The following is a 26859-nucleotide window of genomic DNA, read 5'->3' as shown; positions in this document are numbered from 1 at the left end:
GTCCCCGTGACGCACCTGGCCGGAATCCATGCCGTCCGATCGGGGGGCCGCCCCTCCCGGAGACCCCCGACCGGCCCCGCTGTCACCGGGCCCCGCGACACGTGGCGCAAAGCCGCCGGAGCAGTCGGTAAACCAGGGCCGGAACAAGATCACCGCATCGAGGTAATGCCCCTCGGCTCTCCGGGCGGGGCGTGCTGACGGGCCGTTACTGTTCCCCGGGTTCGGACGGATGGCCGGACGCCCTCCCTCCCTACCCCTCCTCGACGGGTCCGGCGTGTCGCCGTGCCCGGTCACCACCCTCGCTAAGGAGACCCCGGTCCGATGACCGTCGACACCAGCCCGGAAGCCCAGGCGGCCCCCCCGCAGCAGTCGCTCAGCACCCACGCCGCGCGGAACCTCGCCTCGACCACCAAGTCCGCCCCGCAGATGCAGGAGATCACCTCCCGCTGGCTGCTGCGGATGCTCCCCTGGGTGGAGACCAAGGGCGGCGCCTACCGGGTCAACCGCCGGCTCAGCTACACCGTCGGCGACGGCCGGGTGGAGTTCGTCCAGGACGGCGCCACCGTCCGCGTGATCCCCCGAGAGCTCGGTGAACTCGCCCTACTGCGCGGCTTCGACGACGTCGACGTGCTCACCGCGCTCGCCGACCGCTGCGTCCAGCGCGACTTCTCCGCTGGCGACATCATCGTCACCCGCGGCAACGCGGCCGGCGAGATCCACCTCCTCGCCCACGGCCGCATCAGCCAGACCTCCGAGGGACCCTACGGCGACGACGTCGCGGTAGCCGTCCTCGGCGACGGCGACCGCTTCGGGGAGAACGCGCTCCTCGACGCCGACGCCACCTGGGACTACACGGCCACCGCCGAGACCAGCGGCACCCTCCTCACCCTCTCCCGCGCCGACTTCGCCGCGGTGAAGGCCAACTCCCCGGCCCTCCAGGCCCACATCGAGGAGTTCAGCACCCTCCCCGACCAGCGCCAGAACAAGCACGGCGAGGCCGAGATCGCGATGTCCTCCGGGCACGTCGGCGAGGCCGTCCTCCCCGGCGCGTTCGTGGACTACGAGCTCAAGCCGCGCGAGTACGAGCTCTCCGTCGCGCAGACCGTCCTCAAGGTCCACACCCGCGTCGCCGACCTCTACAACGGCCCGCACAACCAGACGGAGGAGCAGCTCCGCCTGACCATCGAGGCCCTGCGCGAGCGGCAGGAGCACGAGCTCGTCAACAACCGCGAGTTCGGCCTGCTCCACAACGCCGACTTCAAGCAGCGCATCCAGACCCACTCCGGCCCGCCCACCCCGGACGACATGGACGAGCTGCTCAGCCGCCGCCGGGGCACCAAGCTCTTCCTCGCCCACCCGCGCACCATCGCCGCCATCGGACGCGAGTTCAACGCCCGCGGCCTCTACCCGGACCACGTCGACCTCGGCGGCCAGTCCGTCCCGGCCTGGCGCGGCGTGCCGATCCTCCCCTGCAACAAGATCCCGATCACCAAGGAGCAGACCAGCTCCATCATCGCCATGCGTACCGGCGAGGACAACCAGGGCGTCATCGGCCTCCGCCAGACCGGCCTCCCGGAGGAGTACGAGCCCGGCCTGTCGGTCCGCTTCATGGGCATCAGCGAGCAGGCGATCATGTCCTACCTCGTCACCACCTACTACTCCGCCGCCGTCCTCGTCCCCGACGCCCTCGGCGTGATGGAGAACGTGCAGATCGCCCGCCGCCGCGACTGACGGCCCCGGCCGTCCCGCATCCGGGACGGACCACCCCACCCAGCAAGGAGCTACGGATGCCCGACCCCGGGCTCTCCCCCCTGCCGGCACACCTGCCCGCGGCCGCGGCCCGCCTCGGGGCCGACGTCCTCGACCGGGCCCTCGGCGGCCCGGCCGCCGAGACGCCCGCGCCGGAGGCCGCGCCCCGCTGGATCCCCGGCGGACCCAGCGGACTCGGCACGGCCACCGTCTCGTTCACCCGTCCGGCACCGCCCCCGGTGCCGGACGGGCTGCCGGACCCGGCCGGCGGACCGGCCGGCGCCGTCCCCGCGGTCGAGGGCCGGCCCATCCCCGGCCTCTACTTCCATCCGGTCCCCGACCCCGACCCCGCCCGGGTGGACGAGGTCAGCCGCCGGATCAAGGACTGGGCCGTGGACGAGGTCCAGCTCTACCCGGAGGAGTGGGAGGGCCAGTTCGACGGCTTCTCCGTCGGGCGCTACATGGTGGCCTGCCACCCCGACGCCCCGACCGTCGACCACGTCATGCTCGCCACCCGGCTCATGGTCGCGGAGAACGCCGTCGACGACTGCTACTGCGAGGACCACGGCGGCTCCCCGATCGGACTCGGCGGCCGCCTCCTCATGGCGCACACCGCGCTCGACCCCCTCCACACCACGGCGGAGTACGCGCCGGCGTGGGCGGAATCGCTCGGCTCGGACGCCCCGCGCCGCGCCTACCGCTCCGCCATGGAGTACTTCGTCCACGCGGCCACGCCCTCCCAGTCCGACCGCTTCCGGCACGACATGGCCCGGCTCCACATGGGCTACCTCGCCGAGGCGGCCTGGGCCGAGACCGGCCACATGCCCGAGGTGTGGGAGTACCTGGCCATGCGCCAGTACAACAACTTCCGCCCCTGCCCCACCATCACCGACACCGTCGGCGGCTACGAACTGCCGGCGGACCTGCACGCCCGGCCGGAGATGCAGCGGGTCATCGCCCTCGCGGGCAACGCGACGACCATCGTCAACGACCTGTACTCCTACACCAAGGAACTCGCCAGTCCCGGCGTCCACCTCAACCTGCCGGTGGTGCTCGCGGAGCGCGAGAAGCTCTCCGAACGCGACGCCTACCTCAAGGCGGTCGAGGTGCACAACGACCTCATGCACGCCTTCGAGGCCGCCGCCGCCGAAGTGGCCGCCACCTTCGCCGTCCCCACCGTGCTGCGCTTCCTCAAGGGCGTCGCCACCTGGGTCGACGGCAACCACTACTGGCACCAGACCAACACGTTCCGCTACAGCCTGCCCGACTTCTGGTAGACGACCTCCACCGAGAAATGGACTCCCCTGTGACCACCGAGCTGACCTCCACCGAAGCCTCCGCGCTCATCCCCGGCCCGGCGACCCCGTACCAGGGCGACATCGCCCGCTACTGGAACTCCGAGGCCCGGCCCGTGAACCTGCGCCTCGGTGACGTGGACGGCCTCTACCACCACCACTACGGCATCGGCGCCGTCGACCACGCCTCCCTCGGCACCCCCGAGGACAGCGAGTACGAGAAGAAGCTCATCTCCGAGCTGCACCGGCTGGAGTCCGCCCAGGCCGAGGTCCTCCTCGACCACCTCGGCCCGATCACCGCCGCCGACACCCTCGTCGACGCCGGCTGCGGCCGCGGCGGCTCCAGCGTCATGGCCCACCAGCGCTTCGGCTGCAAGGTCGAGGGCGTCACCCTCTCCTCCACCCAGGCCGAGTTCGGCAACAAGCGCGCCCGCGAGCTGGGCATCGACGGCCACGTCCGCGCCCAGGTCTGCAACATGCTCGACACCCCGTTCGAGAAGGGCTCCGTCACCGCCTCCTGGAACAACGAGTCCAGCATGTACGTCGACCTCGACGACCTGATGGCCGAGCACTCCCGATTCCTCAAGGTCGGCGGCCGCTACGTCACCATCACGGGCTGCTGGAACCCCAAGTACGGCCAGCCGTCCAAGTGGGTCTCCCAGATCAACGCCCACTTCGAGTGCAACATCCACTCGCGCCGCGAGTACCTCAAGGCCATGGCCGACAACCGCCTGGTGCCCCAGGCCGTCATCGACCTGACCCCCGACACGCTGCCCTACTGGGAGCTGCGCGCCACCTCGTCGCTGGTCACCGGCATCGAGGAGGCGTTCATCGAGTCGTACAAGGACGGCTCCTTCCAGTACGTGCTGATCGCCGCCGACCGCGTCTGATCCCCGCGCGGCCGGCCACCGGGCCGGGCCCGTCCTCCGGGACGGGCCCGGCCCTCACCCGTCCCCCGACCGCGCCGCGTTCCAGCCCACCAGCTCCGCCGGGCGGTCGGTGATCACGCCGTCCACACCGAGCCCGGCGAGCACCCGCCAGCGCGCCGGGTCGTTCACCGTCCACACGTTCACCGCCACCCCGGCCGCGTGGAGCTCCGCCACGGCACCCGGCCGGGCCGACAAGCCCTGGTCCGACACGTGGTACCCGGTCAGGCCCAGCTCCCGGGAGACCGCGACCGGATCCGCGTCGAGCAGGTCGCGCAACAGCGCCCGCGGCAGTTCGGGCGCCAGCTTCCGCGCGTGCTCCAGCGACACCACGTCGAAGCTCTGCACCACCACCCGGTCCGCCATTCCCCGCTCCCGCACGTCCCGGACGATCCGCGCCACCTCCGCCTCCGTGTGCGGCCCCTTGACCTCCAGGAGCAGCCGGCCGCCCCGCTCCCGCAGGTCCGTCAGCTGCGCGGCGAGCGTCGGCACCCGCGCCCCCGCGAACGCCGGGGCGAACCAGGAGCCCGCGTCCAGCGCGTCGAGCCGCGCCGACGTCAGCGAACGCACCGGACCCGTGCCGTCGGTCGTCCGGTCCACCGTCGCGTCGTGCAGCACGTACGGCACCCCGTCCCGGCTCGGCCGGACGTCGTTCTCGATCCACTCCACCCCCGCCCGGCGCGCCACCTCGCCCGCCACCAGCGTGTTCTCGGGCGCCGTCGAGGACGCGCCCCGGTGGGCGATCACCGTCAGGACGGGCGAGGGGGCCGCGGCCGGCGTCGGCGCGGGAGCGGTCACGAGCGGGACGCACAGGGCGGCGCCGGCCACGGCGGCCCGGCGGCGGAGTCGTACGGGAGTCACGGCCGGTGAGCCTACCGCCGCCCCCGGCGACCGGGCCGCGACGCACCGGCACCGAACCCCTAGGTGATTCGTCCGGGTCTGCGGCATCGTGGGGACGCGCCCGCAGCCGTGCCATCGGGGGACAGCGGCCGGGCGGAGAGACAGGGGGAAACGACCCATGGACGAGGGGACACGACCCAGAACCGGCACCCCGGGGCGGACGGACACGGCGGACCGGACCGGACGCGGCCGGGGCGTCCTCGAAGGGGCCTTCGCCCTCCTCGACGCGCTCCGGCGGTGCGGCGAGGAAGCCGGCGTCACCGAACTCGCCCTCGCCTGCGGGGTGCCCAAGGGCAGCGCCCACCGTCTGCTCGACCAGCTCGTCACCGTCGGCGCCGTGGAGCGCCGGGGCTCCCGCTACCGCGTCGGACCGGAGCTCTACCGGCTCGGCCAGGCGTGGGAGCCGCACCCGGGACTCCGGCTCGCCGCCCGACTGCCCGTGCAGCGGCTGCGCGCCACGACCGGCGCCAGCGTCGTCCTCGCCGTGCTCCGCGAGGACCAGGCCATCGTCGTCGCCTCCGCCCCGGGCGAGCTGGAACCGCTGGTGCCGGTCCGCGACGGCACCGCCTTCCGGCTCGACACCGCCGCCGGCCACGCCCTGCGCGGCCCCCTGCGGGGCGGTCCCGTCCTCGACCGCGAGGACGTGATGGACGGCGTGTGCTGCGCCGCCTTCCCCGTCCGGGGCCGGGACGGGCGGACCGTCGCCGCGCTCGCCGCGATGGTGCCCGCCGGACGGCGGCTCGACGCCCTCGCCGCGTCCGTCGCCGACGCCGGGGCCGCGCTCGGCCGCGCCCTGACCCGCGGCGTACCGCACCGCGCGATCCCGGCCGCCGCGCTCGCCCCCTGAACCGCCCGCCGACTCCGCCGGCCCGCGGTTCCGTTGAGCGGAACGCGCGTAGAACCGAGCGGGGGAGGGACGGCACAGTGAGGGACGTGCCGGGGGAACGGCACACAGGCACCGAGAAGCACGCACACCTTCGGGGGAGACCACACCATGCGCAAGAACCGAGCCGCACGCGCTGCCGCCACCGCCCTCCTCGGGCTCGGCAGCATCGCCGCCTTCGCCGGCACCGCCCACGCCGAGCCGATCGACTACGTCCGGATCGAACTCGTCGAACTCCACTGCCAGAAGAACAGCGAGGGCGACCACGACGAGGCCTACCTCAAGATCACCGACGCCAACGGCAACGCCGTCAAGGTCTGGCCGGGCAACGGCATCAGCTACCAGACCATGGGCACCGGCTACGTCCGCTCCATGGCCGACGGCAACTCCAACGCCGCGCTCATCCTCGGCAAGCAGCAGGCCCGCACCCTGACCCTCTGGGACAAGGACACCTTCGGCGGCGACGACAAGCTCGGCGCCACCCTCGTCACCGGCACCGAGGCCGGTGCCGAGACCCAGTGGCGCAGCGTCGAGGGCTCCGGCGGCGTCTACGTCATCGGCTACCGGGTCATCGACATCTGAGCAGCCGTCAAGAATGCGTGAGGGCCGTGCCGGTGACCCCGGCACGGCCCTCCGTCACGTCCCGCCTCAGACCGCGCCGGGCGCGTGCAGCTCGCCCGAGCGCGCCACCCGCGCGTACCAGCGGGCGCTGGTCTTCGGGGTGCGCACCAGGGTGTCGTAGTCGACGTGGACCATGCCGAACCGCTTCGCGTAGCCGTACGCCCACTCGAAGTTGTCCAGGAGCGACCACAGGAAGTAGCCGCGGACGTCGACGCCGTCGGCCATCGCCCGGTGCACCGCCTCCAGGTGCGCGTGCACATATGCGGTGCGCTCGGGGTCGTGGACCCCACCGTCCTCGCCGACCACGTCCTCGTACGCGGCGCCGTTCTCGCTGATCACCAGCGGCAGGTCCGGGTACGCCGCGGAGGTCCGGCGCAGCAGGTCGTACATGCCGCTCGGGTCGACCGGCCACCCCATCGCCGTCCGCTCGCCCGGCGCCCGGTGGAAGGCCACCCGGTCGGCGCCCGGCCAGGGCGAGTGCGCGCTGTCGCCGTGCCCGTCGTCCTGCGGCTTCTCCTCGCCGTCGGCGACGTGCGCCACCAGGGTGGGCGCGTAGTAGTTGATGGCGAGGAAGTCGAGCGGCTGGTGCGCCGCCGCCGTGTCGCCGTCCCGGACGAAGGACCAGTCGGTCAGGTGCCGGGTGTCGGCGAGCAGGTCCTCGGGGTAGGCGCCCTCCAGCATCGGGCCCAGCCACACGCGGTTGCCGACGGCGTCGATCCGCCGTGCCGCCTCCAGGTCCTCGGCCGAACCGCTGCGCGGCCGCACCTCGTGCAGGTTGAGCGAGACCGCGATCTGACGGTCCGCCGGCAGCGCGGCGCGCAGCGCCTGGACGGCGAGCCCGTGGCCGAGGTTGAGGTGGTGGGCGGCGCGCAGCGAGGCGACCGGGTCGGTCCGCCCGGGGGCGTGCACCCCGGAGCCGTAACCGAGGAAGGCGGTGCACCAGGGCTCGTTGAGGGTCGTCCACCGCTTGACGCGGTCGCCGACCGCGTCGGCGACGATCCCCGCGTACTCGGCGAACCGCTCGGCCGTGGCGCGCTCCGGCCAGCCGCCCGCGTCCTCCAGCTCCTGGGGCAGGTCCCAGTGGTAGAGCGTGAGCGCCGGCTCGATGCCGGCCGCGAGCAGCTCGTCCACCAGCGCCCGGTAGAAGTCCAGGCCCTTCTGGACGGCGGGACCCCGGCCGGTGGGCTGGACCCGGGACCAGGAGACGGAGAACCGGTAGGCGTTCAGGCCGAGTTCGGCCATGAGTGCGACGTCCTCGCGGAACCGGTGGTAGTGGTCGACGGCCACGTCGCCGGTGTGGCCCTCGAAGACCTTGCCGGGGGTGTGCGAGAAGGTGTCCCAGATGGACGGGGTGCGGCCGTCCTCGCGGGCCGCGCCCTCGATCTGGTAGGCGGCGGTGGCCGCGCCCCAGAGGAAGCCGGAGGGGAACTGGCGGACGGCGGTGAGCGGCCGGGTTTCGGACGCGGTCATAGGAGAGCGCTCCCAACGCAGGGGTACGGGTGGGCCCGGCCGGGTCCGGCGACTGCGACGGACCCGGCGGAGCCGGGGGATGCGGTACGGAAGAGGGGGGCGGCCGTCAGCTCTTGACGGCGCCGGCGGTGATGCCGCCCACGATGTGCTTGCCCAGGAAGGCGAAGACCAGCAGCAGCGGCACGGTCGATATCAGCGCACCGGTCAGCACGATCGCGTGGTCCACGGTGTGGTTGCCCGCGCCGAGCCCGGCGAGCGCGACCTGGAGGGTCGGGTTGCCGTCAGGGGTGAGCGCGATGAAGGGCCAGAAGAAGTCGTTCCACGCCTGCACGAAGACGAGCATGCCGAGCACGGCCATCGCCGGGCGGGCGACCGGGAAGACCACGTGCCAGATGATCCGCAGGCTGTGCGCCCCGTCCATGCGGGCCGCCTCGACCAGTTCCACGGGCAGCGCCTCGACGAGGAACTGGCGCATGAAGAAGACGCCGAAGGCCGCCACGAGCGAGGGCAGGACCACCGACTGGAGCTGGTCGAACCAGTCGAGGTCGGTGATGATCTGGTAGAGCGGGATGACGCTGAGCTGCGGCGGGATCGTCATCGTGGCGACCACCAGCGACAGCAGCATGCCGCGCCCCTTGAAGGGCAGCTTGGCGAAGGCGAAGCCGGCGAGGGTGGAGAAGAGGACGGTGGAGCCGGCCACCAGGCTCGCCACGACCGTGGTGTTGATCAGCGCTTCGCCCATGTCGACCTGGTCCCAGGCGAAGCTGAGGTTGTCGAGGAGCCGGGAGCCGGGCAGCAGCGGGGCCGGGGCCTGCACCACGCGCTCGCCGGTGTGCGAGGCGGCGACCACGTTCCAGTACAGCGGGAAGAGCGAGACGACCGTGGCGATGACCAGGAGCACGTAGGTGAGCGGCCCCGCGTGGTGCTGCCGGCCCGCCGTCTGGCGGAAGCGGCGGTGCCCCGGGCGCCCCCCGGGCGTCTTCGGCTCGACGGTCGCGGTGGTGTCGAGGGTGCGGGCCATGGTCAGTCCCCCAGCTTCTTGCGGTTGCGGCGGGAGACGAGCGCCTGGATGCCGCCGACGAGCAGCAGGAGCGCCAGCATGACCCAGGCGATCGCCGAGGCGGAGCCCAGCGCGCCGGTGATCCAGCCCTTCTCGTACATCAGGAGGCTCAGCGTCTGGAACTGGTGGCCGCTGCCGCCGCTGATGCCGACGCTGCCGCCGAAGAGCATCGGCTCACCGAAGAGCTGGGTGGCGCCGATGGTGGAGACGATGATGGTGAAGAAGATCGTCGGCCGGATGGAGGGGATGGTGACGCTGATGAACTGGCGCCAGCGGGACGCGCCGTCCAGCGAGGCGGCCTCGTAGAGGTCCTGCGGCACGGCCTGCATGGCGGCTAGGTAGATCAGCGCGTTGTAGCCGGTCCAGCGCCAGGTGACGATGACGGAGATGGCGATCTGCGCCGGCCACTTGGCGTTCTTCCAGTCGATCGGGCCGATCCCCACCCAGTCGAGGACGCCGTTGATCATCCCGTAGTCGGTGTTGAAGAGCTGGGCGAAGACCAGGGTCGCCGCCGCGATCGAGGTGGCGTACGGGGCGAGGATCGCGACCCGGAAGAAGCCGCGGCCGCGGAGCTTGTAGTTCAGCAGGTGGGCGAGGCCGAGCGCCATCAGGAGCTGCGGGACGGTGGAGATCACACCGATGGTGAAGGTGTTGAGGAGCGCGTTCCAGAAGAACTCGCTGGTCGCGAGGTCGGTGTAGTTCTCCAGGCCCTTCCACTCCGGGGTGCCGCCGAGCTCGACCCGGTTCAGCGACAGATAGCCGGTGTAGATCAGCGGGAAGAGGCCGAAGGCCGCGAAGGTGAGGAAGAAGGGGGTGATGAAGACGTACGGGATCGCCTTGACGTCCCAGCGGTACAGGGTGCTGCGCCAGCCGCCCGGGCCGGAGCGGCGGCGCCGGGCGCGGGGGCCGGGCGGGGAGGGCGGTGCGGCGGGCGGCGGGGTGCCGCCGCGCTCCGCCCGTACGGAGGTGGCCACGGGTGGCGTCCTTCCAGGTCGATGCGTGCGGTGGTGCGGACGGCCCCGGCCCGCCGCCGGCAGGTGGCGGCGGGCCGGGGCGCGGTCCCCGCTACTGCTGGATCTTGTCGTCGACCAGCTTCTTGACGTTCTCCCAGGCCTTGCCCGGGTCGGTGCCGCGCTGCTCGATGTCGAGGATGCCGTTGTCGGTGAGGAAGGTCTTCACCTGGCCGTCGTAGCGGCTGATGACGGCGGGGGTGATGCCGGCCGCCGCCGAGGAGAAGATCTTGCCGACCGGGGTGTCGCCGAAGTACGGCAGCTTGGCGTCCTGCACCGCCGGGGAGAGCAGGGTGTCCTTGGAGGACGGGATGTTGCCGTTCACGGCGAAGACCTTGGCGTGCTGCTCGGGGGCGGTCAGCCAGGCCGCGAGCTCGGCGGCCTCCTTGGTGTGCTTGCCCGCCTTGGGCACGGCGAGGAAGGCGCCGCCCCAGTTGCCGGCGACCGGCGGTGCGGCGATGTCCCACTTGCCCTGGTTGGCGGGACCGGCCTGGTCCTTGATGATGCCGGTCATCCAGCTCGGGCAGGCGACGGTGGCGAACTTGGAGTTCTTGAAGGCGGCGTTCCAGGTGCCCGCCTCGTCGAACTGGCGCAGCTTGGCGGTGAGTCCGCTCTCGGCGGCCTTGACGCCGAGCTCCCACGCCTTCTTCACGCCCGGGCTGTTCTCCCAGTCGAGCTTGCCGGTGGCGTCGGCGTACTGGACGGGGTCGCTGGAGAGGACGGCGTTGAACAGGCCGCTGGCGGAGTCGTGGAAGGCGGTGCCGGCGGGGGCGCTCTGCTTGTACGTCTCGCCGACGGTGAGGAACTTCGCCCAGTCGCCGTTCCACAGCTTGCCGACCTCGTCGCGGTCGGTCGGCAGCTTGGCCTTGGCGAAGAGGTCCTTGTTGTAGCAGACCGCCATCGGGCCGATGTCGGTGCCGAGGCCGATGACCTTGCCGTCGGCGGTGGTGGCCTGCTTCACCTTCCAGTCGAGGAACTTGGAGGTGTCGGCGCCGCCGTCCTTGACGACGTCCAGCCACTTGGCGGCCATGGTGGGGCCGGTGGCCTCGGCGATGTAGCCGACCTCGATCGCCTGGATGTCGGCGGTGCCGCTGTTCTGGGAGAGGCGCAGCTTGAGCGTGTCCCAGTACTTCTGACCGTCGGAGACGTTCGACTCCTCGATCTTGATGTTCGGGTGGAGCCGCTCGTACTCGGCGTAGAGCTTCGCGCCGGTCTTGTTGTCGTAGCCGAACGAGCCGAAGGTGCCGACGCGCAGGGTGATCTTGCCGCCGTCCTTCCCGCCCTCGTCGTCCTTGTCGCTTCCGCAACCGGTGAGCAGGACCGTGCCGGTGACCACTGCGGCGACCGCCGCGGCGGCCGTGCGGCGTCCGCGTCTGCTGCTGGAAGTGCGCATTCCACTCTCCTCGTCCAAGGTGGTGCTCGTTGTGCGCCAAGAGGTCCGGCCGGCTGCTCGCGGCTCGGCGGGTCCTGCCGGGACCTGATGCAGGCTGTTCGGCGTCCCGTGTGATGGGAGCGCTCCCACGTCGTTGCCGGAAGGTTGCCGCCGAGGGGTGGGGGGTGTCAAGACATGAACGCGGATTCGTTACCGGAAGGTGTTCGGCGGGTTTCCGGGCGCCCGGGCGCGGGTCTTCACGTCATCTCCTGAACGCACGCGTGGCGCCGCGGGAGCGGGGTGCTCTAGGGTGGGAGCGCTCCCATCCCGGTGTGGCCCCTCGCGGGCCCCTTCCTCCGGCACGGCCCTCCCGGCCGCCCGCCCGAGGCTCCGCCCACCGCGGCCCTGGTGAGCGGCACGAGGTCCGACGAGGGGAGCACGGCGAGCGTGAACGGACGGCAACACAGCAGACCCACCCTGGAACAGGTCGCGGCCCGTGCCGGAGTGGGCCGGGGCACCGTCTCCAGGGTCATCAACGGCTCCCCGCGCGTGAGCGAGAGCACCCGCGCCGCCGTGGCCCGGGCCGTCGCCGAGCTGGGCTACGTGCCGAACCAGGCCGCCCGCGCGCTCGCCGGCAGCCGCACGGACGCGGTCGCCCTCGTCATTCCCGAGGCCGAGGCGAGGCTCTTCGCGGAGCCCTACTTCCTCGACCTGATCCGCGGCGTCAGCGCCGAACTGGCCGAGGCGGACAAGCAGCTGCTGCTGACCCTGGTCCGCAGCGAGCAGGAACGGCAGCGCTTCGAGCAGTACCTCGCCGCCCAGCGCGTCGACGGCGTCCTGCTGGCCTCCGTTCACGGCGACGACCCGCTCCCCGACCGCATCCGCGAACTCGGCATCCCGGTCGTCATGAACGGCCGCCGCTCCGAGGCCGAACCGGTCCCGTACGTCGACTCCGACAACATCGGCGCCGGCCGCGCCGCCGTCGCCCACCTGGTCGGCCGCGGCCGGCAGCGCATCGCCACCGTCACCGGCCCCCTCGACATGTACGTGGCCAGGGCCCGCCTCGGCGGCTACCGGGCCGGTCTGGCGGAGGCGGGACACGCCCCGGACGAGGGCCTGGTCGCGACCGGCGACTTCACCGAGGACGGCGGCCGGCGCGCCATGCGCGGCCTGCTGGAGCGGCGCCCGGAGCTGGACGCGGTCTTCGCCGCCTCCGACGTCATGGCCGCAGGCGCCCGCGCGGCCCTCCGCGAGGCGGGCAGGCGGGTCCCGGAGGACGTCGCCCTGGTCGGCGTCGACGACTCCCCGGTGGCCCGTCTGATGGACCCCCCGCTCACCAGCGTCCGCCAGCCCATCGAGGAGATGGGCCGCACCATGGCCCGGATGCTCCTCGACGACGTGGCGGACGCCCTGGACCCCGCCCCGAGGCGCGTCCTGCCGACGGAACTGGTGGTCCGGGGGTCCTGCTGACGGGCCGGTGATGGGGTCGGTCGGTCGGACGACGGGGCCGGTGGCGGGTGGGGCGATCGGGCGGGCGACGGGAGGAGAGGCCCGCCGTCCGTCCGGTCGTGTGTCCGGCGGGGCGGCCGGAATCGCGACCCGCCGTCCGTCCGGTCCGGCGGGAAACGCGACCGGGCCGGACGGGGTCTCCGGGCCCGTCCGGCCTTCGTCACGTGTGCTGGGGTGCCGTCCCCGGACCCGCCGGGCCGGGGACGGCACCCCCTCGGCGCGCTACAGCGCCGGGTGCGCGTTCTTCAGGAGCTCCTGGAACTGGGCCGAGAACCACTGGCCCGAGATGGGGGCGTCGGGGAGCGCGCCGGACATGCTGTTGCCGTTGCGGGCGTTACCCGTGTACGTCGGGTCGCACATGCGGTCGAAGCCCTTGCCCTCGTCGTTCGGGATCTCCTTCGAGGCGCCGTCGGACTCGCCCGGGGGCTTCATCCAGACGTACGCGTCGATGCCGGCGGCCGGGGCGGCCTGGGGACGCTCGCCGAGGCCCGCGCCGGACTGGTTGCACCAGTTGCCGAGGTGGATCCGCCGGTCGTAGCGGCCGCCGTTGACGTAGGTGTCGACGCTGGTCAGCGCCCCGGGGCCGGTGGGCCGCTGGGTGCCGCCCCAGCCGTTGCGGGAGGTGTCGATCAGCATGCCGAGCTTGCTGTCGAAGCCGAGCGAGACCAGCTTGTCGCGCATGGCCTGGGCGTAGGACAGCTCGTCGGTGTACTGGTTCCAGTCCACCCACTTCGAGGTGCGGACGGAGGCGCCGTTGACGCTGTCGCCGATCTTGAAGTGGTCCTCCTTCAGGGCGCTGTAGTTGGCCGTGTTCACGATGAAGCCGTGGACGTTGGCGACGGTCGAGCCCTCGGCGGTCGCGGCCTGCTTGAACAGCTCGGCGGAGGGGGCGAAGTTGGAGTCCCAGCCCAGCCAGCCGTGGTGGCCCGCGTCGACGTAGTTGTAGACGTTGGCGATCGAGCCGAGCTTGTTGAGCGCGTAGCCGACGCCCTTGATGTAGTTGCCGTTCGCCTTCATCACGTTGCAGTTGGCGGTCTCGGTCGGCCGCCCGGCCACGTTGGTGACGAGGTTGGGCAGGGAGTCGATCTCCACCGTCGTGACGATCCGCAGGCCCGCGTACTTGGGGTCGGCCAGGATCGCCGCGATCGGGTCGATGTACTGCGTCTTGTACTTGTCGATCTCCGTCGGGCCCAGCTCGCCGTTGGAGGCGAGCGCGGCGCAGTCGCGGCCGGGCAGGTTGTAGATGACCAGCTGGACGACCAGCTCGCCGCTGCCCTTCTGGACCAGGGCCTCGTCGAGGTGGGCGCGCAGCCCCATGCCGCCGTTCGCTCCGGCGATGGCCGCGGTGCGGTCCAGCCAGACGCCCGTGGGCTGGTCGGAGATCTTGGTGCCGCCGGGCTCCGCGGCGGCCTTGGCGCGCCACTCCGGGTTCACGTACACCTTGGCGCCGGCGTAGGGGTTGTCGGCCTTCTGGCCCGGCGGGGTGGTCGGCGGCGTCGTGGGCGGGGTGGTGGGGGGCGTGGTCGGGGGTGTGGTCGGCGGGTCCGTGGGCTGCGTGGCGGTGTTGCAGGTGACGCCGTTCAGCTTGAAGGTGGCCGGCACGGCGTTGGTGCCGCTGTAGGAGCCGTTGAAGCCGAAGGAGGTCGAACCGCCGGTGCCGAGCATGCCGTTGTAGGACAGGCTCTTGGCGGTGACGGCGGCGCCGGACTGGGTGAGGGTGGCGTTCCAGCCCTGGGTGACCTGCTGGTTGCCGCCGTAGCTCCACTCCAGCGTCCAGGAGGCCACCGGGTCTCCGGTGTTGGTGACGACGACGTTGGCGCCGAAGCCGGTGTTCCACTGGTTGGTGATGCTGTAGTCGACCTTGCAGCCGGGGGTGGCTGCGCCGGCGGTGGCGGTGCCGAAGACCGTGGCGGTGGCTCCGGTCGCGGTCACGAGGCCGAGCGCCGCCAGGAGGGCGGTACGGCTGGTGCGGCTCATGGGGGTGGGGATTCCTTTCGGGTAGTTCGCCCGGCGAGGGGTTCGCCGGACCTGACGGGCGGACGTCACGGCTTGAGGGCGCGCAGGTGGTCGCGCAGTCCGATGCCGAACGCGGTGGGTGTGCCGTCGTACGAACTGATCAGCGCGGGACCGGAGTTGCAGTTCCAGGTGTTCCAGGTCCAGCCCAGGTACGAGAGCCCGCGGTCGTCGAACCACTTCATGACGCGGTCGATGAACGCGTGTCCGCAGGTGTTCTCGCCGATCTCGCCGGCCAGCAGGGGGACCTGCGCGGCGACGGGGGCGAGGGTGTCGTTCCAGCACGTCTCGGTGGAGCAGGTGTTGAAGTTGTAGACGTGCCAGGCGGCGCCGAGATTCTGCGCCGGGTCGGTGGGGCGGTGGGTCAGCCACTGGCTGAGGTCGTTGGAGTACGCGATCCCGGGCACGAGGACGAGGTTCTTCGCTCCCGTGGCGCGGACCGCGTCCAGCAGGTCCTGCATGCCGGCGACCTCGTACCCGATGCCGGGGCAGGTGCCGCCGTCGCGCCAGCAGGTCCATGCCTGCGCCGCGGTGGAGGTCGCCCGGTCCGGATAGGGCTCGTTGAAGAGGTCGAAGACGACGCGCTTGTCGTGCTTGAAGGTGTCCGCGACCGAGGTCCAGAACGCCGGCGTGTAACGGGCGTTGGGCATCGGCTTCTGGCAGGAGGCGTGCACGTCGCCGCAGCCCGAGGAGTTGCCGGTGTACTGGCCGTACGTCCAGTGCAGTTCGAGCACGGGTGTCATGCCGTGGGCCAGGACCTTGGTCACCAGGTCCTTGACGGCGCCGATGTAGTGGGCGCCCCGGTACTCGGGCTTGATGTTGTCCAGGCCGAGCCAGCACTCCTCGTTGAGGGGGATGCGGACCGTGTCGGCCTTCCAGTCGGCGATCGCCTTCACGGAGGCGTCGTCGGCCGGACCGTCCCAGATGCCGTGGCCCTGGACGCACATGAACTCGCCGCCGGAGCGGTTGACGCCGAGGAGCCGGCGGACCGCGCCGTTCTGGTCGGTGAACTTGTTGCCGGTGACGGTGAGTTCGGGCGCGCCGGTGACCGGGGTCGGCGGCGGAGAGGTGGGCGGGGTGGTCGGAGGGGTGGTCGGGGGAGTGGTGGGTGGCGTGGTCGGGGGATCGGTCGGGGGAGTCGTGGGCGGGGTGGTCGGAGGAGTGGTGGGCGGGACGGTCGGCCCGTCCACGGCGCAGGGCACGCCGCCGAGGGTGAACGCGGTCGGGGCCGTGTTGGCCCCCGTCCACGAGGCGATGAAGCCCGTCGTCGCCGTGGCGCCCACCCCGAGCTGGGCGTTCCAGCTCTCGTTGACGACGGTCACGGCGGCGCCGGACTGGGTCCACCTGCCGCCCCAGCCCTGGCTGACCTGCTGGCCGGCGGGGAAGGAGAAGCCGAGGCTCCAGCCGTTCAGCGCGGTGCCGTTGTTGGTGACGCTGACGGCACCCTGGAAGCCTCCGGTCCACTGGTTGGTGACCGAGTACTCCACGGTGCAGACGGGTGCGGCCGCGGCTCCTGAGGCCGTACCCACGACGGTGAGCGCGGTGCTCGCCATCGTGACCGCTGCTCCTGCGAGCAGCGCGGTGAGACGTGGGGGATGTCGCATGAGCGAGTCCTCACAGCGAGGGCACGCCCCCTACGGCGTGCCGCCTGGATGGAATCGCTCCCACTGGTCGGGGCAGACCGTAGCGTCAACCGAAGCCAAGCAAAAGAGGAGTTGAGGAAATTCCTCGCCGTTTGCCTTCGACTCTTCACGCATCTTGACGTGGTTGCGTCACGCTTGCACAGTGGGAGCGCTCCCACTGGTTCACGGCTTGTTCACGTACCCCCCGAGCACCCCCTGAACGGTCCGCTCTTCGCACACCCCGACCTCCCGAGCCGCGAGGAGATCCACCCGTATGCCACGCCTGAGACCACGCCGCCCACGCAGGCACCTCACCGCCCTCACCGCGGCGCTCGCCCTCCCTCTCGGCCTGCTGGCCGCCGGCGCCGGAGCCGGCACCGCGCAGGCCGCGGCCGTGCGGTGCGGCGTCGACTACAAGACGAACGACTGGGGTTCGGGCTTCACCGCCGAACTCACCCTGACCAACCGGGGCTCCGCCGCCCTGAACGGCTGGACCCTCACCTACTCCTACGCCGGTGACCAGAAGCTCACCAATGGCTGGAGCGGCGTCTGGTCCCAGTCGGGCGGGAACGTGACGGTGACCGACGCCGGCTGGAACGGCACCGTCGCCCCCGGCGCGGCCGTCACCACCGGCGGCCAGTTCACCTACAGCGGCACCAACGCCGCCCCGACGAACTTCGCCGTCAACGGCACCCCTTGCACCGGCGCCCACCAGCCGCCGGTCGCCGTGCTCACCAGCCCCGCCGCCGGCGCGGTCTACGGCCAGGGCGACGCCGTCCCGCTCGCCGCCACCGCCGCCGCGGCCGACGGCGCCACCGTCGACAAGGTCGAGTTCTACAGCGACACGACCCTGCTCGGCACCGACACCACCGCCCCCTTCACGTACAGCGCCACCGCTCTCGCCACCGGCGCCCACTCGCTCTACGCCAGGGCGTACGACAGCCAGGGCGCCTCCGCCGAGTCCGCCCCGGTCGGCATCACGGTCGCCGCAGGGCCGGCGCTCGTCGTCACCCCGGGCGCCCTGAGCGTCCGCCAGGGCTCCACCGGCACCTTCGACCTCAAGCTCTCCAAGGCCCCCGCCTCCGACGTCACGGTGACCGTCGCCCGTACCTCGGGCAACACGAACCTGACCGCGAGCCCGGCCACGCTCACCTTCACCCCGTCGAACTGGAACACCGCACGGAAGGTGACCGTCACCGCGGCCGCCACCGGCACCGGCGTGGCGGTCTTCGGCGCGACCGCCCCCGGCCACGCCAAGGCCGAGGTCTCCGTCACCCAGCTGGCCGCGGACTCGACCTACGACGCCCGCTTCCTCGACATGTACGGGAAGATCACCGACCCGGCCAACGGCTACTTCTCGCCCGAGGGCATCCCGTACCACTCCGTCGAGACCCTGATCGTCGAGGCCCCCGATCACGGGCACCAGACGACCTCGGAGGCGTACAGCTACCTCATCTGGCTGGAAGCCATGTACGGCAAGATCACCGGCGACTGGAGCAAGTTCAACGGCGCGTGGACGATCATGGAGAAGTACATGATCCCCACCCACGCCGACACGCCCACGACCGGCACCTACAACGCCTCCAAGCCGGCCACCTACGCCCCCGAGTGGGACCTCCCCTCCCAGTACCCGGCCAGGCTGGACGGCGGCGTCGCCTCGGGCTCCGACCCGATCGCCGGCGAGCTGAGGAGCGCCTACGGCACCGACGACATCTACGGCATGCACTGGATCCAGGACGTCGACAACGTCTACGGCTTCGGCAACGAGCCCGGCAAGTGCTCCGCCGGACCGACGGCGACCGGCCCCTCCTACGTCAACACCTTCCAGCGCGGCCCGCAGGAGTCCGTCTGGGAGACCGTGACCCACCCGACCTGCGACAACTTCTCCTACGGCGGCAGGAACGGCTACCTCGACCTGTTCACCGGGGACGCCTCCTACGCCAAGCAGTGGAAGTTCACCAACGCCCCCGACGCCGACGCCCGCGCCGTCCAGGCCGCCTACTGGGCCGACCTGTGGGCCAAGCAGCAGGGCAAGGGCGACCAGGTCGCCGGCACCATCGGCAAGGCCGCCAAGATGGGCGACTACCTGCGGTACGCCATGTTCGACAAGTACTTCAAGAAGGTCGGCAACTGCGTCGGCCCGACGGCCTGCCCCGCCGGCACCGGCAAGGACAGCGCCCACTACCTGATGTCCTGGTACTACGCCTGGGGCGGCGCCACCGACACCTCGGCGGGCTGGTCCTGGCGGATCGGCTCCAGCCACGCCCACGGCGGCTACCAGAACCCCCTCGCCGCTTACGCGCTGAGCTCGTACGCCCCGCTCAAGCCCAAGTCGGCCACCGGACGGACGGACTGGGCCACCAGCCTCGACCGGCAGCTGGAGTTCTACCGCTGGCTCCAGTCGAGCGAGGGCGCCATCGCGGGCGGCGCCACCAACAGCTGGCAGGGCCGGTACGCCACCCCGCCGGCCGGCACCCCCACCTTCCACGGCATGTACTACGACGAGAAGCCCGTCTACCACGACCCCGCGTCGAACCAGTGGTTCGGCTTCCAGGCATGGTCGATGGAGCGGGTCGCGGAGTACTACCAGCAGACCGGCGACGCCGAGGCCAAGACCGTCCTCGACAAGTGGGTCTCCTGGGCGCTGTCGAAGACCACCGTCAACCCCGACGGCACCTACCGCATCCCGTCCACCCTCCAGTGGTCCGGCGCACCCGACACCTGGAACGCGGCGAACCCCGGCGACAACGCCGGCCTGCACGTCACCGTCGCCGACTACACCGACGACGTCGGGGTCGCCGCCGCCTACGCCAAGACCCTCACCTACTACGCGGCCAAGTCCGGCCACACGGAGGCCAAGCGCGTGGCCAAAGCGCTCCTCGACGGCATGTGGGACCACCACCGTGACCCGCTGGGCATCGCCGTGCAGGAGACCCGCGCCGACTACCACCGCTTCGACGACCCGGTGTACGTGCCGAACGGCTGGACCGGCGTGATGCCCAACGGCGACAAGGTCGACGGCACCTCCACCTTCGCCTCGATCCGCTCCTTCTACCAGGACGACCCGGCCTGGCCGAAGATCGAGGCCTACCTGGCGGGCGGCGCCGCCCCCGTCTTCACCTACCACCGGTTCTGGGCCCAGGCGGACATCGCCCTGGCCATGGGCTCGTACGCGGAGCTGCTCGAATAACAGCCCGCCCCGCGCGAGGGGCTCCGCGTACGACGAGGCCGGGCGGCCCCCGCGAGGGGCCCGCCCGGCCTTCGGGCGTTCCCTTCGTTCCCTTGCGCGCATGCGGCTCTCCGTCACCGGCGGGCGTGGCTCAGACGTCGCGGTGGCGGACCGCCGCCACCGCGACCACGATCCCCGCCAACGCCCAGGACCCGAGGACGGTCCACGCCTCCGCCACGGTCGCCGGGTACTTCTCCACCACCGGCAGCTCCGGATTGCGTATGAGCGTCCCCCAGGCGTCCAGGGGCAGCAGATGGCCTGCCTCCCGGACCCAGCGGTAGGTGTCCCCCTGGAACAGCGCGGGCAGCAGCAGGAGCAGGCCGATCACGGTGACGGCGGCCCCGGCCGCGTGGCGGACCACGGCCCCCGCCGCCATGCCCGCGAGCCCGCACACCGGTGCGAGCAGCGCGGACGCGGCGACGGCCCGCAACGCGCCCGGATCCGACAGAGACAGGCCGCCGTGCTCCCGCAGCAGCGCCTGAGTCACCGAGAACGACACCAGAGCGACACACGCACCGAAGATGAGCAGCACCCCCGTCACCACCACCGCCTTCGCGGCGACGACCGCCCGCCGGTCCGGTACGGCGGCGAAGGTGGTCCGTGCCAGCCCCGTCGCGTACTCGCCGGAGAGCGCGATCGCGCCGAGGCAGGCGGCGAGGACCATCAGCAACTGCCAGGCGGGATCGACGAACGCGGTCCCGAGGGCGTCGAACGCGAACGGCGCGGGCTCGGATGCGACATCCGTACCGGGGCGCGGCCCCCGGTCCAGCCGATCCGCGTTCGACCGGGCCGCGTTGACACAGATCCCCGTCACCACGAGCCCGCCCACTCCGAGCACGCCGGGGGTCGAGCGCAGCGACCACAACTTGATCCACTCCGAGTGGAGCAGGTGCCGGAAGCGTGCCGGCTCCGCCGGCGGGGTCAGGTGACGGGTGGGTGCGGCGGCGCCGGTCATCGGACGGACTCCTCACGGGCGGGTTCGGGCAGGGGAGAGGGCGGGGGTGCGGCGCGGTCTTCGGGGCCGGGGTTCCGTGGCCCGTCGGGCACCGAGGCGCTGAACTCGACGCGGTCGGCGGTCAGGTCCAGGAACACCTCTTCCAAGGAGGCCGTCCGCGACGTCAGTCCGTGGAGCCGTATGCCGTGGCGGTGCGCCAGGTCGCCGACCCGCTCCGCCGTCGCACCGGTCACCGTCCAGCCGCCGTCGTCCTCGCCCCGGAGCGCGGCGCCGGGCTCACCGCGCAGCGCGTCGGCGAGGGCCGAAGGGTCCGGGGTGCGGACCGCGACACTCGTGCCGCCACCCCGCCCCGCGAAGACGGCGAGAGGCTCCGCGGCGACCAGCCGGCCCCGGCCCACCACGATCAGGTCGTCGGCGGTGTGCTCCATCTCGCCCATGAGGTGACTGGAGACCAGGACCACCCGGCCCTCGCCCGCCAGCGTCCGGAACAGGCCCCGCACCCACCGCACTCCCTCGGGATCGAGGCCGTTGAGCGGCTCGTCGAAGAGGAGTACGGGAGGGTCGCCGAGGAGCGCGGTGGCGATCCCCAGGCGCTGCTTCATGCCCAGGGAGAAGCCGCCGATCCGCCGGCCGGCCGCAGACGAGAGGCCGACGGCTCCGAGCACCTCGTCGACCCTGCGGGCCGAGAGGCCGTTGCCCCGGGCCAGCGCGGAGAGATGGGCACGGGCGGTACGGCCCCCGTGCACCTCGTGCGCGTCGAGGAGGGCGCCGACGTGCCGCAGCCCGCGAGGCAGGTGGCGGAACGGGGTTCCGTCGACCACGACCCCGCCGGAGCTCGGCGTCGCCAGTCCCAGAACCATGCGCAGAGTGGTGGACTTGCCCGCTCCGTTGGGCCCGAGGAAACCGGTGACACGGCCCGGCCGGACGGTGAAGGACAGGCGGTCGACCGCGGTGACGCGCCCATATCGTTTCGTGAGTTCGTTCGCTTCGATCACGCTGTCCACCGTGCCGCCCCGGCCTCCGCCGTGACATCGGCCCACGGGCGAGTCCGCCTCCCCGCCCTATCGCCCGCGGGCGTAAGCCCGCGAGCCGATGCGCGGCCGGCCCGAGCGTTCCTAAGATCGCCGCATGACCGTCCACCCGGCCGTGACCAGCGCCCTGACCTGGTCCGCGGCGCTCGCCTACCCCGTCGTCCTGAACGTCGTCATGCTCCACACCGCCGAACCCACCGGGGTCCGGCTCGTGGTCCCGACGCTGCTCGCCGCGCTCGTGGGGCCGCTGTTCCTGCGCAGACCGGCGATCGGGTTCGCGGTGCTGCTGGTGGCGTCGTACACGGGGACGGTGTCGGCGGCCTCCCGGATCGCCGCGTTGTACGCGCCGGGCACGGAGGCAGGCTGGGAGTTCGGCCAGATCCAGGCCGTCCTCACCGACCTCGCGGTGGTCCATGTGGCCGCCACCCGCCGACCCCGCGTCGCGTTCGTCTGTGTCCTCGCGGCGCTGGCCACCCAGGCGGCGGCGCTCGCCCACTGCCGGACCGGTGCCGCGAGCTTCCTGTCCACGCTCGTCCTTCTCGTGCTGACGCTCGCCCTGGCCTGGACCTACGGTCACCTGCGGCGCGTACGGAACCAGCACCGTGCCGAGCTGCGGGACCGGGTGACCGCCGAGGCGGTCACCGCCGAACGGCTGCGCATCGCCCGGGAACTGCACGACATGGTCGCCCACAACATCGGCGCCATCACCATCCAGGCGGGAGTGGGCCGCAGAGTCGCCGGCACGCGCCCCGAGGAGGCCGTCCGCACCCTCACGGCCATAGAGAGCACCGGGAAGGACACGCTCGCCGGCCTGCGCCGGATGCTCGTGGCGCTGCGGGCGGACGACCCCGAGAACGCCCCGCGTGAACCCGCGCCCGGCCTCGCCGACCTCGACAGGCTGGTGACGGCCACCGCCGACGCGGGCGTCCGGATCGACCTGGAGCGGCTCGGGACACCCCGGACGCTCCCGCCGGACGTGGAACTCGCCGCGTACCGGATCGTGCAGGAAGGAGTCACCAACGTGGTGCGGCACGCGGGCGCCGATGCCTGCCGGGTCGTCGTCGACCTGGGCGACGACGCCGTCAGCGTCGAGATCACCGACGAAGGACCCCGCATCCCCGCCCGGAGCGGTGGAGGAGGCGACAGGGACGCCGCCACCCTCGGGGACAGTGCCCGGGGAGACGGCGCAGGAGGACAAGGTGCCGGAGGACGCGACGCCGGACGCCGCGGTGCTGACGGATCCGGGTACGGCATCACCGGGATGCGCGAGCGGACCGCGCTGCTGCGCGGCCAGTTCACGGCAGGGCCCCGCCCGGGCGGCGGCTTCCGGGTGGCGGCGCGCCTGCCGCTCCCGCAGGAGGCGCTCCTGCCACGGCCGAAGGAGGACCGATGAGCACCGAACCCGTCCGGCTCCTGCTCGTCGACGACCAGCCCCTCATCCGGGCGGGCCTGCGGCTCCTCGCCGCCGAGACCTCCGGACTCGACGTGGTCGGTGAGGCGGCCGACGGAGCCACGGCCGTCGAGCTGGCCGAACGAACCCTGCCGGACGTGGTGCTGATGGACGTTCGGATGCCGGGCATGGACGGCATCGAGGCCACCCGGCGCATCACCGAAGGCCCCAGCGGAGCCAGGGTGCTGGTCCTCACCACCTTCGACGACGACGAGAACGTCTACGGAGCGCTGCGCGCCGGCGCCAGCGGCTTCCTCGTCAAGGACATGGACCTCGATGACATCCTTGGCGCCGTGCGGGTGGTCGCGGGCGGGGACGCGCTGATCGCCCCGGCGGTGACGAGCCGCCTGATCGCGGCCTTCGCCCGGCAGCCCGACCCCGCGCCGTCCACGGGAGCCACCGCCGGTCCCTCGGGGAGCCCGCCCGCGTCCCGCCCGCTCCCGGAGGCCGTCACCGACCGGGAGCGGGAGGTCCTCACCCTGGTGGGGCGCGGGCTCTCCAACGGGGAGATCGCGCGCGAGCTCTTCATCAGCCCGGCCACGGCCAAGGCGCACGTGGCCAGGCTGTTCACCCGGCTCGATGCCCGGGACCGGATCCATCTGGTGATCCTGGCCTACGAGTTCGGGCTGGTGAGCCCCTATGCGTGACGGACGTCAGCGGCCCGTCGGGGTGAGGACCAGGGCGAAGGACGCCGGGGACGCCTCCAGGCGGTGCTCCGGGAGGACGCCGGGGCCGCAGGAGTGGGAGCCGATGCCGTGCAGGGCGTGATCCAGGTTCAGCCACAAGGTGTCGCCGGGCTTCAGATCCGGCCGGTGGCCGGCGGCGTCCAGCTCCGCGTGGGTCCAGCGGCGGGCGGTGAACCAGAAGGCGGACTCACCCTCGATGCGCAGGTCCGTGTCCCCGCCGGTGAGTTCCAGTCGCCGGGTGTCGACACGCGCGCCGTTCTCCTGCGGGCGGACGTAGGGGGTCTGGAGGGCGGCCACCGTGGACTCCCAGAGCCCCAGGCGCGCGGCGGCGCGGGTGTCCGGGTACGCCTCGCCGGGGCCGCCGCCGTACCACTCGACCCGGTCGAGCGCCGCCGGAAGGCCGAGTCGTACCCCGAGGCGGGGGAGCGGCGCCGGCCACAGGCCCTCCGGGACGACGCTCACGGCGAGCCGGGCCGCGGTGCCGTCGGAGGTCCAGCGGTAGGTGACGGCGAGACCGAAGTCGCGGGCCGCGGGCGCCACCCGGGTCCGCACGGTCAGCCCCTCGGTGTCCGGCTCCACCGCGACCGTGCGGTGACGCATCCGGTGCAGACCCAGCGTCCGCCAGAGCGGGCCGTGGCGAGTGTCCGGCTGCCAGGAAGCCCCCTCGTCGTTGTCCGTGGGAGCCCGCCACACATCCAGGCCGAAGCCCGCCACCGCGAGCCCGCCCACGCAGAGCGGAGTGCCTGTGCGGGCGTCCAGCACCACCGGGCCCAGGACGATCCGGTCGCCCTCCACCACCGCCCGGACACCGGCGCCCAGGGACGCCGGGGGACGGGCCGGGGAAACCGGCAGCTGACCCCAGGCGACCTCGTGACCCGCGGGCGCCCACACCGTGGAGGCCGCGAGCACCGCCCGTACGGTCCACACCGTCTCCGCGCCCGCCGGATGCGGGGGAGGCTCCGGCAGGGCGACCTCCACCCGCTCCCCGGCCGGCACCGGCGGCACGTCCAGCTGCCCCTCGCCCACCATCCGGCCGTCCGCCAGGAACTCCCACCGGAAGGCGAGCCCCGACAGGTCCGCCACATCGTGCAGGTTGGCGACCAGGGCGCTGCCCGGACGCGCGCCCGGTGCGATCCGCACCGGCTCGATCACCTTCTTGTACTCGACCAGGCCCGGCGACGGCGTGCGGTCCGGGAACAGCAGACCGTCACAGACGAAGTTCCCGTCGTGCAGCTCCTCGCCGAAGTCGCCGCCGTAGCCGTACCCGTGCACCGGATGGACCAGACCGTGGTCGATCCACTCCCACACGAAGCCGCCCTGGCAGCGTTCGTACGTCTCGAAGAGGCGCTGGTACTCGCTCAGTCCGCCGGGGCCGTTGCCCATCGCGTGCGCGTACTCGCAGAGGAGGAAGGGGAGTTCACCGCGGTGCTCCGGGCCGCCGTCCTCCCGTCGGCCGATCTCCGCCACCTCCGCGTGCGGCGGGTACATGCGGGAGTACACGTCCACGTCCGGGCAGGAGCGGTCCCCCTCGTAGTGCACGGGCCGCGAAGGGTCCCGGTCACGGATCCAGCGGGCCATCGCGCCGAGACCGGCGCCCGTGCCGCACTCGTTCCCCAGCGACCAGAGCACCACCGACGGGTGGTTCTTGTCCCGCTCGACCAGCCGGGCCGCCCGGTCGAGCAGCGCCGGAGTCCACCGCTCGTCGTCCACGGGATTGCCTCGCCAGCCCAGTTCCTCGAAGCCGTGGGTCTCCAGGTCGCCCTCGTCGATCACCCACAGGCCGTAGGAGTCGCACAGGTCGAGGAAGGCCGGGTGCGGCGGGTAGTGCGAGGTCCGCACCGCGTTGATGTTGTGACGCTTCATCAACTCCACGTCGGCGCGCATCGTCTCCCGGTCCAGGGTCCGCCCCGTCTCCGGGTGGAACTCGTGCCGGTTGACGCCCCGGAAGAGGATCCGCCGCCCGTTGGCCTTGAGGACGCCGTCCTCCACGTACACCGAACGGAAGCCGATCCGCAGTCCGATCCGCTCCCCGCCGGCCGTCAGCTCGCCTTCGTACAGCCGGGGCACCTCCGCGCTCCACGGCTCCACAGGCACCGTCACCGACTCCCCGGTCGCCAGGTCGAGCCCCAGCTCCGGCACCCGGACCCTGCCCGGCACGTCGCAGTCGACCCGCAGCTCCCCGGACCCGGCCACATGGTCGTACGAGGCGTGCACGAAGAAGTCGCCCGGCGCGCCCTCCGGGCGGTGCAGCAGCGTCACGTCCCGGAAGATGCCGGGCAGCCACCACTGGTCCTGGTCCTCCAGGTACGAGCCCGAGGACCACTGGTGGACCCGGACCGCGAGCACGTTGTCCCGCTCCCGCAGCAGCTCACCGACCGCGAACTCGTGCGCGAGCCGGGACCCCTTGAACCAGCCCAGCTCCGTGCCGTTCAGCCACACCCGCGCGCAGGACTCGACCCCGTCGAAGCGGAGCACCGCCCCGCCCTCAGCCGGCCAGCCGTCCGGCAGGTCGAACCGGCGCAGGTGGTCCCCGGTCGGGTTCTCGTCGGGGACGTGCGGCGGATCGACCGGGAAGGGGTAGGCCACGTTGGTGTAAGCGGGTCGGCCGAACTCCGCGTCCTTGCCTTGGAGCACCCAGTGCCCCGGCACGGCCACGGTCCCCCACGCACCGGCGTCGAACCCGGGCTCGGTGAACGAGGTGTCCGCCGCGTCGGCGGCGGGGGAGAGGCGGAACGCCCAGTCGCCGCCGAGCGGTAGCCGCGCGGCGTCCGACTCCGCCGTCCAGGCGCGCGCCGGCAGCGTGCCCCGCTCGGGGGCGAAGGAGGTGTACCAGGGCAGATCGGTCACGGGGTGCTCCCGTCGGAGGCGAGAAGACAAGGGAAGGGAGAGGGAGTGAGGGGAGGGACGCGGGGCGTGGACACCCGCCGGCAAGCGCTTGCGCGACGCGTTCCATCCCATCGCGCCGCACGCTCCCGCACAACCCCGCGCCGAGCCCCGGACCTTGGACTCTTCGCGCCCCGCCTGGACAGTCCGTCGAGCGGCCGCTTAGGGTCGGGGGTCCCTGTCGTCGACGGGCAC

Annotated in this window: 19 protein-coding genes; 9 read left to right on the top strand and 10 right to left on the bottom strand. The window is 72.5% G+C overall.

The window, feature by feature from the left end:
• Positions 1–321 precede the first annotated feature (321 nt).
• The 3 genes from ACFYT9_RS29070 to ACFYT9_RS29060 are packed head-to-tail and all read left to right on the top strand — an operon-like array spanning position 322 to position 3934.
• Complete coding sequence (locus ACFYT9_RS29070) at positions 322–1731, top strand: family 2B encapsulin nanocompartment shell protein (protein WP_387280579.1); 1410 nt, start codon at positions 322–324, stop codon at positions 1729–1731.
• A 56-nt stretch (positions 1732–1787) separates the two neighbouring features.
• The gene (locus tag ACFYT9_RS29065) at positions 1788–3026 is read left to right on the top strand and encodes a family 2 encapsulin nanocompartment cargo protein terpene cyclase (protein ID WP_389168672.1); all 1239 of its coding nucleotides are present in this window, start codon (positions 1788–1790) and stop codon (positions 3024–3026) included.
• A 29-nt stretch (positions 3027–3055) separates the two neighbouring features.
• A complete protein-coding gene (locus ACFYT9_RS29060; protein ID WP_387280682.1) occupies positions 3056–3934 on the top strand; it encodes a geranyl diphosphate 2-C-methyltransferase in 879 nt (292 codons plus the stop codon).
• A gap of 54 nt (positions 3935–3988) precedes the next feature.
• Here ACFYT9_RS29060 and ACFYT9_RS29055 read toward each other — a convergent pair whose 3' ends face one another.
• Positions 3989–4831 carry a glycerophosphodiester phosphodiesterase gene (locus ACFYT9_RS29055; RefSeq protein ID WP_389168670.1) on the bottom strand — a complete coding sequence of 281 codons (843 nt, stop codon included), beginning with the start codon at positions 4829–4831 and terminating at the stop codon, positions 3989–3991.
• A 157-nt stretch (positions 4832–4988) separates the two neighbouring features.
• Between ACFYT9_RS29055 and ACFYT9_RS29050 the strand changes: the two genes are divergently transcribed.
• Together ACFYT9_RS29050 and ACFYT9_RS29045 are read left to right on the top strand one after the other, a co-directional pair.
• A complete protein-coding gene (locus tag ACFYT9_RS29050) occupies positions 4989–5717 on the top strand; it encodes an IclR family transcriptional regulator (protein ID WP_389168668.1) in 729 nt (242 codons plus the stop codon).
• Positions 5718–5864: 147 nt separating this feature from the next.
• Positions 5865–6335, top strand: coding sequence for a hypothetical protein (locus ACFYT9_RS29045; protein ID WP_387280526.1), 471 nt, complete (start codon positions 5865–5867; stop codon positions 6333–6335).
• A 66-nt stretch (positions 6336–6401) separates the two neighbouring features.
• On the opposite strand, the gene ACFYT9_RS29040 is transcribed toward ACFYT9_RS29045, so the two are convergent.
• The 4 genes from ACFYT9_RS29040 to ACFYT9_RS29025 form a co-directional block, all read right to left on the bottom strand.
• Entirely contained in the window at positions 6402–7844 is a 1443-nt protein-coding gene (locus ACFYT9_RS29040) for a GH1 family beta-glucosidase (RefSeq protein WP_387280524.1), read from the bottom strand.
• A gap of 106 nt (positions 7845–7950) precedes the next feature.
• Positions 7951–8865, bottom strand: a complete 915-nt coding sequence (locus ACFYT9_RS29035; protein WP_389168666.1) for a carbohydrate ABC transporter permease — start codon at positions 8863–8865, stop codon at positions 7951–7953.
• Between the two features lie 2 nt (positions 8866–8867).
• Positions 8868–9878: a carbohydrate ABC transporter permease gene (locus ACFYT9_RS29030; RefSeq protein WP_387280520.1), complete on the bottom strand. Its 1011-nt coding sequence runs from the start codon at positions 9876–9878 to the stop codon at positions 8868–8870.
• Positions 9879–9969: 91 nt separating this feature from the next.
• On the bottom strand, positions 9970–11307 hold the full coding sequence (locus tag ACFYT9_RS29025; protein ID WP_389168664.1) for an ABC transporter substrate-binding protein: 1338 nt from the start codon (positions 11305–11307) through the stop codon (positions 9970–9972).
• A 426-nt stretch (positions 11308–11733) separates the two neighbouring features.
• Here ACFYT9_RS29025 and ACFYT9_RS29020 point away from each other — a divergent pair, with 426 nt between their 5' ends.
• Positions 11734–12756: a LacI family DNA-binding transcriptional regulator gene (locus tag ACFYT9_RS29020; protein ID WP_389168662.1), complete on the top strand. Its 1023-nt coding sequence runs from the start codon at positions 11734–11736 to the stop codon at positions 12754–12756.
• 261 nt (positions 12757–13017) lie between these two features.
• On the opposite strand, the gene ACFYT9_RS29015 is transcribed toward ACFYT9_RS29020, so the two are convergent.
• Positions 13018–14772: a glycoside hydrolase family 6 protein gene (locus tag ACFYT9_RS29015; protein WP_389168660.1), complete on the bottom strand. Its 1755-nt coding sequence runs from the start codon at positions 14770–14772 to the stop codon at positions 13018–13020.
• 65 nt (positions 14773–14837) lie between these two features.
• Positions 14838–16412, bottom strand: a complete 1575-nt coding sequence (locus tag ACFYT9_RS29010) for a cellulase family glycosylhydrolase (protein ID WP_389168658.1) — start codon at positions 16410–16412, stop codon at positions 14838–14840.
• 292 nt (positions 16413–16704) lie between these two features.
• Here ACFYT9_RS29010 and ACFYT9_RS29005 point away from each other — a divergent pair, with 292 nt between their 5' ends.
• Positions 16705–19620, top strand: coding sequence for a glycoside hydrolase family 48 protein (locus tag ACFYT9_RS29005; RefSeq protein WP_389168656.1), 2916 nt, complete (start codon positions 16705–16707; stop codon positions 19618–19620).
• Positions 19621–19750: 130 nt separating this feature from the next.
• Here ACFYT9_RS29005 and ACFYT9_RS29000 read toward each other — a convergent pair whose 3' ends face one another.
• Both ACFYT9_RS29000 and ACFYT9_RS28995 read right to left on the bottom strand, forming a co-directional pair.
• A complete protein-coding gene (locus tag ACFYT9_RS29000; protein WP_389168655.1) occupies positions 19751–20614 on the bottom strand; it encodes an ABC transporter permease in 864 nt (287 codons plus the stop codon).
• Positions 20611–21609 carry an ATP-binding cassette domain-containing protein gene (locus ACFYT9_RS28995; protein WP_389168653.1) on the bottom strand — a complete coding sequence of 333 codons (999 nt, stop codon included), beginning with the start codon at positions 21607–21609 and terminating at the stop codon, positions 20611–20613. The genes ACFYT9_RS29000 and ACFYT9_RS28995 overlap by 4 nt, the downstream gene beginning before the upstream one ends.
• Positions 21610–21742: 133 nt before the next feature.
• On the opposite strand from ACFYT9_RS28995, the gene ACFYT9_RS28990 reads away from it, so the two are divergent.
• Complete coding sequence (locus tag ACFYT9_RS28990) at positions 21743–23038, top strand: sensor histidine kinase (RefSeq protein ID WP_389168651.1); 1296 nt, start codon at positions 21743–21745, stop codon at positions 23036–23038.
• Complete coding sequence (locus ACFYT9_RS28985) at positions 23035–23742, top strand: response regulator (RefSeq protein ID WP_389168649.1); 708 nt, start codon at positions 23035–23037, stop codon at positions 23740–23742. The genes ACFYT9_RS28990 and ACFYT9_RS28985 overlap by 4 nt, the downstream gene beginning before the upstream one ends.
• A 6-nt stretch (positions 23743–23748) precedes the next feature.
• Here the strand turns inward: ACFYT9_RS28985 and ACFYT9_RS28980 are convergent, their stop codons facing one another.
• Positions 23749–26739, bottom strand: coding sequence for a glycoside hydrolase family 2 TIM barrel-domain containing protein (locus ACFYT9_RS28980; protein ID WP_389168648.1), 2991 nt, complete (start codon positions 26737–26739; stop codon positions 23749–23751).
• Between the last annotated feature and the right edge of the window lie 120 nt (positions 26740–26859).

Origin of the sequence: Streptomyces sp. NPDC004435 (genome assembly GCF_042873895.1) — a bacterium.
Classification (GTDB): Bacteria; Actinomycetota; Actinomycetes; order Streptomycetales; family Streptomycetaceae; genus Streptomyces.
This window is presented reverse-complemented; position numbering and strand designations above follow the sequence as displayed.

What these genes read in the sequence shown, in the direction of transcription:
- ACFYT9_RS28990 (WP_389168651.1), top strand. Translation starts at nt 21,743, where the DNA reads ATGACCGTCCACCCGGCCGTGACCAGCGCCCTGACCTGGTCCGCGGCG.
- ACFYT9_RS29070 (WP_387280579.1), top strand. Translation starts at nt 322, where the DNA reads ATGACCGTCGACACCAGCCCGGAAGCCCAGGCGGCCCCCCCGCAGCAG.
- ACFYT9_RS28985 (WP_389168649.1), top strand. Translation starts at nt 23,035, where the DNA reads ATGAGCACCGAACCCGTCCGGCTCCTGCTCGTCGACGACCAGCCCCTC.
- ACFYT9_RS29045 (WP_387280526.1), top strand. Translation starts at nt 5,865, where the DNA reads ATGCGCAAGAACCGAGCCGCACGCGCTGCCGCCACCGCCCTCCTCGGG.
- ACFYT9_RS29015 (WP_389168660.1), bottom strand. Translation starts at nt 14,772, where the DNA reads ATGAGCCGCACCAGCCGTACCGCCCTCCTGGCGGCGCTCGGCCTCGTG.
- ACFYT9_RS29050 (WP_389168668.1), top strand. Translation starts at nt 4,989, where the DNA reads ATGGACGAGGGGACACGACCCAGAACCGGCACCCCGGGGCGGACGGAC.
- ACFYT9_RS28980 (WP_389168648.1), bottom strand. Translation starts at nt 26,739, where the DNA reads ATGGGATGGAACGCGTCGCGCAAGCGCTTGCCGGCGGGTGTCCACGCC.
- ACFYT9_RS29010 (WP_389168658.1), bottom strand. Translation starts at nt 16,412, where the DNA reads ATGCGACATCCCCCACGTCTCACCGCGCTGCTCGCAGGAGCAGCGGTC.
- ACFYT9_RS29065 (WP_389168672.1), top strand. Translation starts at nt 1,788, where the DNA reads ATGCCCGACCCCGGGCTCTCCCCCCTGCCGGCACACCTGCCCGCGGCC.
- ACFYT9_RS29000 (WP_389168655.1), bottom strand. Translation starts at nt 20,614, where the DNA reads ATGACCGGCGCCGCCGCACCCACCCGTCACCTGACCCCGCCGGCGGAG.
- ACFYT9_RS29005 (WP_389168656.1), top strand. Translation starts at nt 16,705, where the DNA reads ATGCCACGCCTGAGACCACGCCGCCCACGCAGGCACCTCACCGCCCTC.
- ACFYT9_RS29025 (WP_389168664.1), bottom strand. Translation starts at nt 11,307, where the DNA reads ATGCGCACTTCCAGCAGCAGACGCGGACGCCGCACGGCCGCCGCGGCG.
- ACFYT9_RS29040 (WP_387280524.1), bottom strand. Translation starts at nt 7,844, where the DNA reads ATGACCGCGTCCGAAACCCGGCCGCTCACCGCCGTCCGCCAGTTCCCC.
- ACFYT9_RS29035 (WP_389168666.1), bottom strand. Translation starts at nt 8,865, where the DNA reads ATGGCCCGCACCCTCGACACCACCGCGACCGTCGAGCCGAAGACGCCC.